Origin of the sequence: Ruegeria sp. HKCCA5839, assembly GCF_013035585.1 — a bacterium.
GTDB lineage: Bacteria > Pseudomonadota > Alphaproteobacteria > Rhodobacterales > Rhodobacteraceae > Ruegeria.
The window spans coordinates 462,521-474,845 of sequence record NZ_WQIE01000001.1; the positions used below are offsets into that span (position 1 = coordinate 462,521).

11 protein-coding genes and 1 tRNA gene are annotated in these 12,325 nt (G+C 57.1%); 7 read left to right on the forward strand and 5 right to left on the reverse strand.

Features of this window, described 5'->3' with window-relative positions:
• Positions 1–8: 8 nt before the first annotated feature.
• On the forward strand, positions 9–1,229 hold the full coding sequence (locus tag GOV38_RS02225; protein WP_171207466.1) for a cysteine desulfurase: 1,221 nt from the start codon (positions 9–11) through the stop codon (positions 1,227–1,229).
• 75 nt (positions 1,230–1,304) lie between these two features.
• Positions 1,305–1,381, forward strand: a tRNA-Arg gene (locus GOV38_RS02230).
• A 102-nt stretch (positions 1,382–1,483) separates the two neighbouring features.
• Here GOV38_RS02230 and GOV38_RS02235 read toward each other — a convergent pair.
• Positions 1,484–2,053, reverse strand: a complete 570-nt coding sequence (locus tag GOV38_RS02235) for a DUF882 domain-containing protein (protein WP_171099057.1) — start codon at positions 2,051–2,053, stop codon at positions 1,484–1,486.
• Positions 2,054–2,397: 344 nt separating this feature from the next.
• Here GOV38_RS02235 and GOV38_RS02240 point away from each other — a divergent pair, with 344 nt between their 5' ends.
• From GOV38_RS02240 to GOV38_RS02255, 4 genes are read left to right on the forward strand one after another with little or no spacing between them, the layout of a single operon-like run.
• Positions 2,398–3,996 (forward strand): murein L,D-transpeptidase, encoded by a 1,599-nt coding sequence (locus GOV38_RS02240; RefSeq protein WP_171207467.1) that lies wholly within the window; start codon positions 2,398–2,400, stop codon positions 3,994–3,996.
• A 36-nt stretch (positions 3,997–4,032) separates the two neighbouring features.
• Positions 4,033–5,124, forward strand: a complete 1,092-nt coding sequence (gene lpxD / locus GOV38_RS02245) for a UDP-3-O-(3-hydroxymyristoyl)glucosamine N-acyltransferase (RefSeq protein WP_171207468.1) — start codon at positions 4,033–4,035, stop codon at positions 5,122–5,124.
• 32 nt (positions 5,125–5,156) lie between these two features.
• Positions 5,157–5,414: an acyl carrier protein gene (locus GOV38_RS02250; RefSeq protein WP_171099051.1), complete on the forward strand. Its 258-nt coding sequence runs from the start codon at positions 5,157–5,159 to the stop codon at positions 5,412–5,414.
• Between the two features lie 8 nt (positions 5,415–5,422).
• Positions 5,423–6,631, forward strand: coding sequence for a beta-ketoacyl synthase (locus GOV38_RS02255; protein ID WP_171207469.1), 1,209 nt, complete (start codon positions 5,423–5,425; stop codon positions 6,629–6,631).
• Positions 6,632–6,677: 46 nt separating this feature from the next.
• On the opposite strand, the gene GOV38_RS02260 is transcribed toward GOV38_RS02255, so the two are convergent.
• Positions 6,678–7,250 (reverse strand): invasion associated locus B family protein, encoded by a 573-nt coding sequence (locus GOV38_RS02260; RefSeq protein WP_171099047.1) that lies wholly within the window; start codon positions 7,248–7,250, stop codon positions 6,678–6,680.
• A gap of 462 nt (positions 7,251–7,712) precedes the next feature.
• Between GOV38_RS02260 and GOV38_RS02265 the strand changes: the two genes are divergently transcribed.
• Positions 7,713–9,260, forward strand: a complete 1,548-nt coding sequence (locus GOV38_RS02265; protein ID WP_171207470.1) for a helicase HerA-like domain-containing protein — start codon at positions 7,713–7,715, stop codon at positions 9,258–9,260.
• Positions 9,261–9,274: 14 nt separating this feature from the next.
• Here the strand turns inward: GOV38_RS02265 and GOV38_RS02270 are convergent, their stop codons facing one another.
• The 3 genes from GOV38_RS02270 to GOV38_RS02280 form a co-directional block, all read right to left on the reverse strand.
• Positions 9,275–9,526 (reverse strand): hypothetical protein, encoded by a 252-nt coding sequence (locus tag GOV38_RS02270; RefSeq protein ID WP_171207471.1) that lies wholly within the window; start codon positions 9,524–9,526, stop codon positions 9,275–9,277.
• A gap of 162 nt (positions 9,527–9,688) precedes the next feature.
• The gene (locus GOV38_RS02275; protein WP_171099042.1) at positions 9,689–11,002 is read right to left on the reverse strand and encodes a branched-chain amino acid ABC transporter permease; all 1,314 of its coding nucleotides are present in this window, start codon (positions 11,000–11,002) and stop codon (positions 9,689–9,691) included.
• Positions 10,999–12,009, reverse strand: coding sequence for a branched-chain amino acid ABC transporter permease (locus GOV38_RS02280; protein ID WP_171207472.1), 1,011 nt, complete (start codon positions 12,007–12,009; stop codon positions 10,999–11,001). Before GOV38_RS02280 ends, GOV38_RS02275 begins: the two co-directional genes overlap by 4 nt.
• Positions 12,010–12,325: the final 316 nt, after the last annotated feature.

Consider the following 12,325-nt stretch of genomic DNA (forward strand, 5'->3'; position numbering starts at 1 on the left):
TTATCCTCATGTACGACATACAGAAAATCCGTGCCGATTTCCCTATTCTCAGCCGCGAGGTGAATGGGAAGCCGCTGACCTATCTGGACAATGGTGCCTCGGCACAAAAGCCGCAGGTGGTGATCGATGCGATCACGCAGGCCTACGCGCATGAATATTCGAATGTGCACCGCGGGCTGCACTACCTGTCGAACCTCGCGACCGAGAAATACGAATCCGTGCGCGGAACAATCGCACGCTTTCTGGGGGCCCCGGACGAGGATGAGATCGTTCTGAACTCGGGCACGACCGAAGGGATCAATCTTGTCGCTTATGGCTGGGCCATGCCACGCCTGCAGGCGGATGATGAGATCGTTCTGAGTGTGATGGAGCATCACGCCAATATCGTTCCCTGGCATTTCCTGCGAGAACGGCAGGGCGTCGTTCTGAAATGGGTCGATGTGGATGCGACGGGGCATCTGGATCCGCAAGCGGTGATCGATGCGATTGGTCCCAACACCAAGCTGGTCGCGGTCACCCAGTGTTCGAACGTTTTGGGTACGGTTGTTGACGTCAAAGCGATCACACAGGGCGCGCATGATAAGGGTGTGCCCGTGCTGGTCGATGGCAGCCAGGGCGCTGTCCATATGCCGGTGAACGTCGCCGATATTGGCTGCGATTTCTACGCAATCACCGGCCACAAGCTCTATGGTCCGTCAGGGTCGGGGGCGATCTATATCAAATCCGAACGCATGGCCGAGATGCGGCCGTTTATCGGCGGTGGTGACATGATCAAGGAAGTGTCCAAGGATCAGGTCATCTATAATGACCCGCCGATGAAGTTCGAGGCCGGAACACCGGGCATTGTCCAAACCATCGGGCTGGGCGTGGCGCTGGACTACATGATGGACCTGGGGATGGAGAATATCGCGGCCCACGAAGCGGGTTTGCGCGACTATGCCATGCAGCGCCTCACCGGGCTCAACTGGCTGCAGGTTCAGGGCACAACGCCAAACAAGGCCGCCATCTTCAGCTTTACGTTGGACGGGGCAGGACACCCGCATGATATCTCGACCATCCTTGACAAAAAGGGTGTCGCTGTAAGGGCAGGCCACCATTGCGCAGGCCCGTTGATGGATCATCTGGGTGTCTCGGCAACCTGCCGCGCAAGCTTTGGGCTCTATAACACCACAGATGAGGTCGACACGCTGATCGAGGCCTTGGAACTGGCCCATGAACTCTTTGCCTGAGCGCGAAGAAACGGGGCGCACGCGCAGCGTTTTGCAGTTGCGCCCAAATCAGAACGAGGGTAGCTAAACCCCAACGCACCTGTAGCTCAGCTGGATAGAGCGCTGCCCTCCGAAGGCAGAGGCCAGAGGTTCGAATCCTCTCAGGTGCGCCATTTCACCATTTTGTTGTTCCCGGCGTTTTGAAACAGGCAAAACAAAACCCCCACCAGCTCGGCTGACGGGGGTTCGAGAGGGTAATTGGCTATGGCTTTGGGTTAGCCGCGCCAGGTGCGGATATCTCCGCAATCCATATGGACGAAGTTCGAGCGGTAATATTTTCCGACGCCGCCTGCACGGCAGGACATGGCGGCTTTGGCCATTTGCGTGACCGAGCGCGAGGACAGCCGCAGATCAGCCGCTTGGCCCTTCATATGCAGCGAGTTACGCGCAACGCCGCGCGACTTTGATCGCAGCATGGCGTTTGTTTGGGGTGAGCGATAACCCGAGAGCAGCATGTAAGGTTCGCTCACATCGAGAAGATTGTGAGAGGCAGCCATGATGTCGATGGTGCGCAGGTCCATTTTCTTGACCTGATCGCTGCGCCAATCCCGCATGAAGTAGTTCACTTCTTTGACGGCATCCTTGATGTATTTGCCATCCACCCAATATACCATATCGATCCGCTCGCCCGTGCGGCCCGAATACATACGGATGCGGCGGATATCCCCGCCGCCACGTAGAAAACCTGCTGCGTTTGAATAGGTGGGGGCTGCAACAACGGCTGTGGCTGCAAACGCACCCAACAATGCACGTCGGGTCAAGCCCGAAGAACTGCTCGTGGTCATTTTTGTTTCGTCCCGTACTAGTTCCTGCCTGCGCACGATGTTACGCGCGCCGTCTTAATTTTTTCCCCATCCCAGATGCAGAATGTATGGCACAAGCAGATTCGCGGGCCAAGGAAACTTTGAACAATCCGCTGGCAAGGGGGAAATTTCGGCAAATTTCTGCGCAATTGATGTTTTTGTGCAATTATAACGTGCATTTTTCCAGTCGCGATGCAAACGCGCATCAGGTGACAGAGGAACCGTTGGGTGATGTACTTGTGAATGGACAAGATTTGCGTAGGAAAACATTATTTTCAGGCGCTCCTTTTTCGCGCCGTTCCAGTTTCAAGATCCAAGGCTATGCCATGACCTCAGTTTTTCGGACTTCAACCCGTGCTTTACTTGCAGCCTGTTTCGTGGCAGCCGCCTCGGTTGCTCAGGCCGCGACCGAAGGAACCGCGTTCCGCATGGCTGTAGCCGAGCAATCGTCAGAACGGTCCGAAATAGCTGCATTCTATCGCGAGACGGGTTTCGAACCGATTTGGGTCGGTGAGGGTGAGGTATATGCCGCTCGACGCGCAGGGCTGATCCGGGCCCTGTCATCAGCCCATATGCATGGCCTGCCGCAGCGTGTCGATGTGCAAGCTTTGGTCAACCGGCTTGAGACTGCGCGCTCGCTGCGGGATCTGGGGCAGATTGAAGCGGAATTGAGCCAGCTTTTTGTGGATTATGCCACCCAAATGCAGTCAGGGTTCCTGAAACCAGGCAGCATCGACGACGGTTTGGTGCGCGAGGTCGAATACCGTTCGGCCCAGGACTATCTGAGAGAAATTTCCTCAGCAGACGCAACACAATACTTCCATTCCTTGATGCCGCAGTCGCGCCAGTATCGCGCGTTGATGAAGCAGAAATTGGTATTGGAACAGCTGATTGCCGACGGCGGCTGGGGGCCGACGGTTCCAGTGGCCAAGTTGGAACTTGGCGATACGGGTCCCGCAGTTATCAAGATGCGCAACCGGCTGGTTGCGATGGGCTATATGAAGCCTACAGCCAGCCCTGCCTTCGACGCCAACCTGCTGGCGGCGGTACAGGCCTTTCAGACCGCGCACGGATTGGCGGCGGATGGTGTGGCCGGGCAGGGCACCCTGACCGAGCTCAACCGGCCCGCGTCGGACCGCCTGCGTGCTGTTTTGGTCGCGCTGGAGCGGGAACGCTGGTTGCCTGATGAAAGCGGGCCCAGACATGTGCTGGTGAATCAGGCGGATTTCTCGGCCAAGATCGTCGACGACGGGCATATCACCTTCGAAACGCGCGCAGTGATCGGCAAGAATGTGCATGACCGTCGCAGCCCTGAATTTTCGGATGTGATGGAGCATATGGTGATCAATCCCAGCTGGCATGTGCCACGCTCGATCATCACCAAAGAGTATCTGCCGCAATTGCAGACCAACCCGAATGCGGTCAGCCATCTTGAGATCACTGATCGTAGCGGCCGCCGGGTCGACCGCGGGGCTGTTGACTTTACCACTTTCACCGCGCGTGACTTCCCGTTTGCGATGCGTCAACCACCCAGCCGCAGCAACGCGCTGGGGTTGGTGAAATTCATGTTCCCCAACAAGTACAACATCTATCTGCATGATACGCCTCAGAAAAACCTGTTCGCGCGTGAGGTTCGGGCGTTCTCGCACGGGTGTATTCGACTTGCGGAACCCTTCGAGTTCGCCTACGCCTTGTTGGCTGTCCAAGAGGAAGACCCAAAGGCGTTTTTTCACCGCGTGCTGGATGCGGGGCGCGAAGCTACGGTCAAACTGGACCAGCCCATCCCTGTGCATCTGATCTATCGCACGGCTTTCATCGGCCCAAAAGGCGAGGTTCAATATCGCCGCGACGTTTATGACCGGGATCGCAAGATCTGGGAGGCGTTGCAAAAGGCAGGGGTGGTCCTGCCGGACGTTCAGGGGTAAGCACGGGGCGCAAATCCTGCCAGAAGGACGCCCCACATGCAGTTCACCATTCAGCAAATCGCCGATGCCCTGGGTGTTGAGGCCGCAGGCAATACCGACCTGACCGTTTTGCGCGCCGCCGAACCGGGTGACGCGGGACCAACGGATTTGGCGATGGCCATGTCCCCTAAATACGCCGAGTCTCTGTCCGGTGGCACCGCCCGTGCGGCGGTATTGTGGGACGGGGCTGATTGGAAGGCGCTTGGGCTTGAAGCCGCCATCTTTGTTGCACGCCCACGCCGGGCGATGGCGGGTGTTACCGCGATGATGGATCGCGGGCAGGGTGTCGTTCCGGGTGTCCACCCGTCTGCCGTGATTGATCCGACAGCCGAGATTGGCGAAAACGTCTCAATCGGCCCGCTTGTGGTGATTGGCGCCCGGGCGCGGGTCGGATCGGGTTCGATCCTAGGGGCCCATGCTACTGTTGGTATGGATGCCGTTCTGGGCGAGAATGCGCTGCTGCGCGAGATGGTCAGCATCGGCGCGCGCGCACAGATCGGCGACCGTTTCATCGCGCAACCCGGCGCACGCGTGGGCGGGGATGGGTTCAGCTATGTCACACCAGAGGTTTCGGGCGCAGAAAACGCGCGCAAGACAATGGGTGATCAGGGTGATGCAAAAGCGCAAAGCTGGATGCGGATTCACTCGCTGGGGGCTGTTCAGATCGGCGACGATGTTGAGATCGGGTCCAATTGCACGATCGATAACGGCACCATTCGCAATACGGTCATCGGTGATGGGTCGAAACTGGATAACCTCGTTCATGTTGGTCACAACACACGCGTTGGACGCGATTGTCTGCTTTGCGGGCAAACCGGTGTGTCGGGCTCGGTCGAGATCGGCAATAACGTGGTCCTGGGTGGACAAACCGGCGTGGTCGATAACATCTTTATCGGTGACGGTGTGATTTCGGGTGGTGGTACAAAGATCCTGTCCAACGTACCTGCGGGCCGCGTCATCATGGGGTATCCGGGTGTCAAAATGGAAAGCCATACCGAGATTTATAAGTCGCAACGCAGACTGCCTCGGCTGGCCCGCGACATCGAAGCGCTCAAAAAGGCTGTTTTCAAACCGGGCACGAGCGATTAAATCATGCCCAACAAGAAAATCAGGGTATCGACATGAGCATCAGCGACCGCGTTATCGCAATCATTGCAGAGCAGGCCGTTTTGGAGCCATCGGATGTGACCCCCGACAGCACGCTGGAAGATCTGGGCATCGACAGTCTTGGTCTGGTCGAAAGCATTTTCGCTATTGAGGAAGAGTTCGATATTTCGATCCCCTTCAACGCCAACGAACCCAGCGCCAGCGATTTTGACATCACAAATGTGGCGGCCATTATCGCAGGCATAGAAAAGCTTGTGGCGGAAAAGGTCTGACATAGACGATGAAACGCGTTGTCATCACAGGCGCCGGCACGATCAATTCGCTGGGCCATTCGGTGCCGGACACGCTTGAAGCGATGCGGGAAGGTCGCTGCGGGATCACCGAGCTTGAGTTTCGCGATGTTGAACGTCTGGCGATCAAGATCGGCGGTCAGGTACGCGGGTTCGAGGCCGAGGGCCGTTTCAACCGCCAGCAAATGTCACTCTATGATCGGTTCACGCAGTTCACGCTGACCGCAGCCAAAGAGGCGATTGAGCAATCGGGCCTTGTGTTCCATGGCGATTTGGCCGCGCGGTCCGGCGTGGTTCTGGGGACTGCCGGGGGCGGTGTTTCGACTTGGGACGACAATTACCGCTCGGTCTATGAGGATGGTAAAAACCGGGTGCATCCTTTTGTTGTTCCAAAGCTGATGAACAACGCGGCCGCCAGCCATGTGTCGATGGAATATAACCTCAAAGGGCCCAGCTTTACCGTTTCTACCGCCTGCGCTTCGTCAAACCATGCCATGGCTCTGGCGTTTCAGATGGTGCGCAGCGGTGCCGCACCGGCCATGTTGACGGGCGGGTCCGAGTCGATGCTCTGCTTTGGTGGGGTCAAGGCGTGGGAGGGGCTACGGGTGATGTCCAAAGACGCCTGCCGCCCCTTCAGTGCGAATCGCAACGGCATGGTGCAGGGTGAAGGCGCGGGCGTTTTTGTCTTCGAAGAGTACGAACATGCGCGTGCTCGCGGGGCAGATATTCTGTGCGAGGTTGCGGGGTTTGCCATGTCTTCGGATGCAGCCGACATCGTAATGCCCAGCAAGCAAGGCGCCTCACGCGCGATGGCCGGCGCCTTGGCGGATGCGCGTTTGGACGCCAGTCAGGTTGGCTATATCAACGCCCACGGCACAGGCACGGCGGCCAATGACAAGACCGAATGTGCTGCGGTGGCGGATGTCTTTGGCCAGCACGCGGATGATCTGATGATTTCATCGACCAAATCCATGCATGGACATCTGATCGGGGGTACCGGCGCGGTCGAGCTTTTGGCCTGTATCATGGCGCTGCGTGAAGGGGTCATCGCTCCGACCATCGGCTATGAAGAGCCTGACCCGGAATGTGCGCTTGATGTTGTTCCCAACGATGCGCGAGAGGCAAAAGTTGATGTTGCGATCAGCAACGCGTTTGCGTTTGGTGGCTTGAACGCGGTGCTTGCGCTCAAACGAATATGAGAAAGCCGTCAGATAGGCTGACGGCTTTCTGTTCAGATGGGTAGAATCAGTTGAGCGATACGCCGATCTGATCAAATGCGGCGGTGAAGCCGGATAAAGACATTTCCATATCCAGAATTTGATCGGGCGCGCGCGCCGGCACCAGCGAGAGTATGGCGGAAGACCCGGACCGCATCGCATCAATATCACCCTGGGTCAGGCCCAGTTGCGCGACACACCCGACCGGGATGCAGTGGTGATAATTGTAGAGCTTGCGCGGAGCACCATCGATCGACATGGCCAGTTGAGCTTGCAAGAGTGTTTCAAGCGGCACAATGACATTGGCCCAAGCGACGGCGGCATTGCCTTCAGGCAGCTTGCCAATCGTCACCTCTGCGATCGGTTCATCCCGGGGCCCGTTCAGGATTTGAACCATGGCGCAGGGATCTTCGCCGGTTTCCGCTTTGATGCAAGAAATGTTCCATGAACCGGATTCTTCTTTTACGTATTGCTCGCCAATTCGTGGACCTGTTTGACCAAGGTCCAGGCCGGTTCCGTTGTCGGAAGCTTCCTGTGCGGTAGCAATTCCAGTGCAAACCACTGTGGCGACCACCGAGAGTGGGAGAAGGGTCCTGATCATAATTGCCTCATGCTGCTGATCTCTGTTTTTTTCGGTCTACCATCGCGGCGGGGCGGTGTCAGGTTCAAACCGTGCATAGCTAGTAAAAATGAACGATTTTGGCTCCGCAAATTTAATTCTGCGCTACGCGAGTTGCCGTCAAAAACGCCAAAAAGGGAGCCGTTCGACCAGCCCCCTTTTCGATAATAGTTCTCCCCGTCGGACTGGCCGACTTATTTATGCGCAGACGTTACGAAAGGGGTGGCGCTCGGTCAACTGTTATCCTCGAAATTTAATCTGTTGTTACAGAGGTTTTTAGGGTTCAGGGCAGAAAAAAGCCGTGCCCGAAGGCACGGCCAGTCGACAGGGAGGAAGTTTGCCTTCTTTTGGGGGGTAACCCCGCGAGAAAACAAAATGACTATCGCAGGCAAAGGTTAACTTTGTATGCTTGCACCAAACCGTTGAGCTTTGGGACAGAATAGTATGGAAAACAAGATTTTTGTGGGCGGCGCTGGTCAGGACTATGGGCAGCCGCAAGGGCTGTCTTTGAACTATGCCAACCGCCACGGTTTGATCGCCGGGGCAACAGGAACCGGCAAAACGGTAACGCTGCAAATTTTGGCCGAAGGCTTTTCGAAAGCAGGCGTTCCTGTCTTCCTGTCGGACATCAAAGGAGACCTGTCTGGCTTGGCCCTTGCCGGGAGTGAAACGCATAAGTTGCATCAAGCATTCATGGATCGCGTAACACGGATCGGTCTGCCTGATTTTGCCTATTCTGCCTGCCCGGTCACGTTCTGGGATCTGTTCGGCGAGCAGGGCCACCCGGTGCGTACAACTGTCACAGAAATGGGCCCGTTGCTGCTGTCTCGTCTGCTCGAGCTGTCGGAGGCACAAGAGGGTATTCTGAACATTGCCTTCCGCGTCGCTGATGAGGACGGTCTGCCGCTGCTGGACCTGAAAGACCTGCAGGCATTGTTGGTCTGGATCGGCGAGAACCGGTCTCAGCTATCGCTGCGTTACGGGAATGTGTCCACCGCATCAATCGGGGCAATCCAGCGTCGTTTGTTGGTGCTTGAAAACCAGGGCGGGACGCGGTTGTTCGGTGAGCCAGCCCTGGAGTTGTCAGATCTGATGCGGACAGATGAAAACGGGCATGGAATGGTCAACATTCTGGCGTCCGACAAGCTGATGGGCGCACCGCGTCTTTATGCGACGTTCCTGCTGTGGTTGCTCAGCGAGTTGTTCGAAGAATTGCCCGAAGTCGGCGACCCGGAAAAACCAAAGCTGGTCTTTTTCTTTGACGAAGCTCATCTGCTGTTCGAAGACGCGCCCAAAGTGCTGGTCGACAAGGTCGAGCAAGTTGCGCGTCTGATCCGATCCAAAGGTGTTGGGGTCTATTTCATCTCGCAGAACCCGGCAGATATTCCAGAAGATATTCTGGGGCAGCTGGGCAATCGTATTCAACACGCGCTGCGCGCCTTTACCGCCAAGGATCGCAAGAACCTGCGCTTGGCTGCCGAGACCTATCGCGAGAACCCGGCCTTCGATACCGAAACCGCCATTCGCGAAGTGGGCGTCGGCGAAGCCGTGACCTCGATGCTCGAGAAAAAGGGGATCCCAGGTATGGTCGAGCGTACGCTGATCCGCCCTCCGGGGTCGCAGCTTGGTCCGATCACGCAGAAAGACCGGGCCGCAATCATGACAGGCTCTGCGATGGCCGGAAAATACGATGCCGTGAAGGACCGTAAGTCAGCCTTTGAAATCCTTCAGGCCCGTGCGGATGCCGCCGCAAAAGAGGCCGAGGCGGCTGAGGCTGACGACATATTCGAACGCCAATCGCCTGCAGAACGCGAATACGCCTCGGCAAGGCGTTATTCCGGCAGCCGCGTCGGACGATCTTCGTCTCGTGTCAGCCGGAAAAAGGACACCTTCGCAACCGCCATGAGTGAGGCTGTGATCAAAGAGCTGAAAGGCACAACCGGACGCCGCATAGTTCGCGGCATTCTGGGGGGATTGTTCAAGAACCGATAGGCGAGCCTGAGAGCTTAGGAATTCTTGATCCGCAGTCCTTCATCCCGGCAGATCTGATCCGCTTCGGGCACCGTCATTTTGGTTGCCGGGAAATCAATCGCGCGATCCCAGTCTACGCGATCCAGGCGATAGAGCTGACAGGTCACGACGCCCTTGGATGTTGAAACCTGAACGGGTGTTGTCTCAAAGTCGGACGGGCTGGGGACACATGCAGCGATCAGGACAGCAGCCGATGCCAGAAGAGAGAAGGTGAGCGATTTCTTCATCACGAAACAAGGCTTTCCAAGTTAACAGGGCGATCTTTAACAACTGGCCAAATAGGCCAGAGCCGTTGAGTGGTGCGTTCCTGCATTAGTATTTTATTAACCAAATAGCAAGAAACCGCGCCGTTGATCGGCGCGGCTTGTATGACTGAGGCGATGTTTCGTCTATTTTTCGGGGATAAGGCCCCGTGGGCTGAACCGAAGGACAATCAGCAAGATCAGTCCCATCGTAAACAGGCGCATATGCGCAGCGCTTTCCACCAGATGTGCCTTCAACGCGCTTCCATCCGGCAGACCTGCCGTAATCAGGTTCATCAGCCACAGCCCAATGGGTTCGACCTGAACCCAAAGGAACCAGATCAGAAACGCACCCAGAACCGCACCAAAGTTGTTGCCCGATCCCCCAACGATCACCATCACCCAGACCAGAAAGGTGAACCGCAAGGGCTGGTAGGCGCTCGGGGTCAACTGGCCATCCAGCGTGGTCATCATCGCACCCGCGATACCGCAAATGGCCGAGCCCAGAACAAAGATCTGCAAATGGCGGCGGGTGACATCCTTGCCCATCGCCTCGGCCGCGACCTCATTGTCGCGAATGGCCCGCATCATCCGGCCCCACGGGCTTTTCAATGCCATTTGCGCCATCCACAGCAAGACCAGCAGAACGATCATGAACAGCAGCGAATATCCCAGCTTTACCGACAGGGTCGACGCGGTGACCGGGTCCAGCCCGAACCACTCGGCCCGCGCAAGGAAGGCCGGGTCTTGTTGTAGTTCGACTTCATAGCCGACCACGGGGGCAGGGCGCGGGATGCCGTAAACATTCTTTACGCCCCGGGCCAGCCAGTCTTCGTTTTTCATGATGGCGATGATGATCTCAGCAATGCCCAGCGTTGCAATCGCCAGATAGTCCGAGCGCAGCCCCAGCGCCGTTTTCCCGATCAGCCACGCCGCCCCGGCAGCCAACAAGCCCCCCGCAGGCCAGGCCAGTAGCACCGGCAGGTTCAACCCGCCCAGATTGCCCGCAATCGCAGGATCTATGGCTTCAACGCCTGCAACGCTGGGGTCGAACACGGCACGATAAATAAAGAACCCCGCGATCAGAATTCCGATGATGGTCAGCGTCCGCATACGGCCCGTAGCCATCCGCGTCGCAACAAGAACAGCCGCCACCACGGTCGCGGCCCCCAACAGCAGGGCCAGCACTATGCCATAGCCGCCCGACGACCATGCGCCGGGTGTTGGTGGCGTCGAAACCAGCACAACTGCCAGCCCGCCCAGCGCCACAAAGCCCATGACACCCACGTTAAAGAGCCCCGCAAACCCCCATTGCAGGTTCACCCCGATGGCCATGATGGCCGAGATCAGCCCCATATTCAGGATCAGGATCGCCGCGTTCCAGCTCTGCGTGAAGCCGGTCAATAGGATCAGCGCACCGACCACAACAAAGAGCAGCGTGTTTTTGACGGGCTCGCTCATATCACTTTCCCTTTGAACAGACCCGTGGGCTTGAACAGCAGCACGATCAGAAGGATCACAAAGCTGACCGCAAATTTGTAATCGGTCGACAGGAACTGCACCAATCCCGAAGGCTCAAGGCTTTCGGGGGCCAGATAGGTCAGCACTTTCTTCCAGGCATAGGTGATCGTCACCTCGGAAAAGGCGATGATGAACCCGCCCGCAATGGCACCCAGAGGGTTGCCCAATCCGCCCACAATGGCCGAGGCAAAGATCGGCAGCAGCAGTTGGAAATAAACGAAAGGTTTGAAACTCTTATCCAGCCCGTAAAGCACACCTGCCGTGGTCGCCAATGCCGCCACGATGATCCAGGTGATCATCACCACCCGCTCGGGATTGATGCCGGACAGCAGCGCCAGATCCTCATTGTCGGAATAGGCCCGCATCGATTTACCGGTGCGCGTCTTGTTAAGAAACCAGAACAGCAGCGCCACCGCCAGAACGGCCACGATCACCGTAATGCCCTGAGAGGTCTTGATCGCCAACCCCTCACGCAGCCCGGTCATTTCCTTGAAATCCCGCGCCGACACGATGAACCGCGCCCCGTCCGAGAACCGCTGATCATCCGGCCCGATCACAAAACGCACCAACCCGTTCATGATGAACATCACACCCATCGACACGATCACCAGAATGACGGGCTTGGCCTTTTGTTCGCGGTAGAACCTGTAAACCAGCCGGTCCGTGATCAGCACCAGAATGATACAACCCAGAATCGCAAAGGGCAGGGCGAGCAGCGCGGTCGGTAACGGCCCGAAACTGAACCCGGCGGCCTGCAGCCCCCAGGTGACCAGAACCGCGATCATCGCCCCAAAAGCCATCGTGTCGCCATGGGCAAAGTTCGAGAACCGCAGGATGCCATAGATCAGCGTCACCCCCAAAGCACCCAGCGCCAACTGGCTGCCATAGGCGATCGCGGGAACAAGAACAAAGTTGGAGAGCGCCACAAGGGCGTTGAGGAAGTCCATTAGTTGTGTTCCTCCGTTTGGCAAAATCCCTCAACGCTCCTTACAAACAGCTTATCCCTCCCAACAAGAGTTTCGCTCAGGATCGCAGTACCAACTTCATAGCTGGGCTTCTCTGCGTGGAAAACGCCTTGGAATACATCGAGCCTCTGGCTTCCAATGCCCACACCATAGGTAAATACTGTCAACAATGGGTCATGCGTAATCCGTACATGCGTCAAATCACTTGTCGGGGATTCAATGCCGTTCTCACTCCAAGTTACCTCATGATCGGAAGCTGATAGCAGAATCGTTCGCTGATCCTCGAACTCGCAACGGA

What these genes read in the sequence shown, in the direction of transcription:
- lpxD (WP_171207468.1), top strand. Translation starts at nt 4,033, where the DNA reads ATGCAGTTCACCATTCAGCAAATCGCCGATGCCCTGGGTGTTGAGGCC.
- GOV38_RS02265 (WP_171207470.1), top strand. Translation starts at nt 7,713, where the DNA reads ATGGAAAACAAGATTTTTGTGGGCGGCGCTGGTCAGGACTATGGGCAG.
- GOV38_RS02235 (WP_171099057.1), bottom strand. Translation starts at nt 2,053, where the DNA reads ATGACCACGAGCAGTTCTTCGGGCTTGACCCGACGTGCATTGTTGGGT.
- GOV38_RS02275 (WP_171099042.1), bottom strand. Translation starts at nt 11,002, where the DNA reads ATGAGCGAGCCCGTCAAAAACACGCTGCTCTTTGTTGTGGTCGGTGCG.
- GOV38_RS02260 (WP_171099047.1), bottom strand. Translation starts at nt 7,250, where the DNA reads ATGATCAGGACCCTTCTCCCACTCTCGGTGGTCGCCACAGTGGTTTGC.
- GOV38_RS02225 (WP_171207466.1), top strand. Translation starts at nt 9, where the DNA reads ATGTACGACATACAGAAAATCCGTGCCGATTTCCCTATTCTCAGCCGC.
- GOV38_RS02270 (WP_171207471.1), bottom strand. Translation starts at nt 9,526, where the DNA reads ATGAAGAAATCGCTCACCTTCTCTCTTCTGGCATCGGCTGCTGTCCTG.
- GOV38_RS02255 (WP_171207469.1), top strand. Translation starts at nt 5,423, where the DNA reads ATGAAACGCGTTGTCATCACAGGCGCCGGCACGATCAATTCGCTGGGC.
- GOV38_RS02250 (WP_171099051.1), top strand. Translation starts at nt 5,157, where the DNA reads ATGAGCATCAGCGACCGCGTTATCGCAATCATTGCAGAGCAGGCCGTT.
- GOV38_RS02240 (WP_171207467.1), top strand. Translation starts at nt 2,398, where the DNA reads ATGACCTCAGTTTTTCGGACTTCAACCCGTGCTTTACTTGCAGCCTGT.
- GOV38_RS02280 (WP_171207472.1), bottom strand. Translation starts at nt 12,009, where the DNA reads ATGGACTTCCTCAACGCCCTTGTGGCGCTCTCCAACTTTGTTCTTGTT.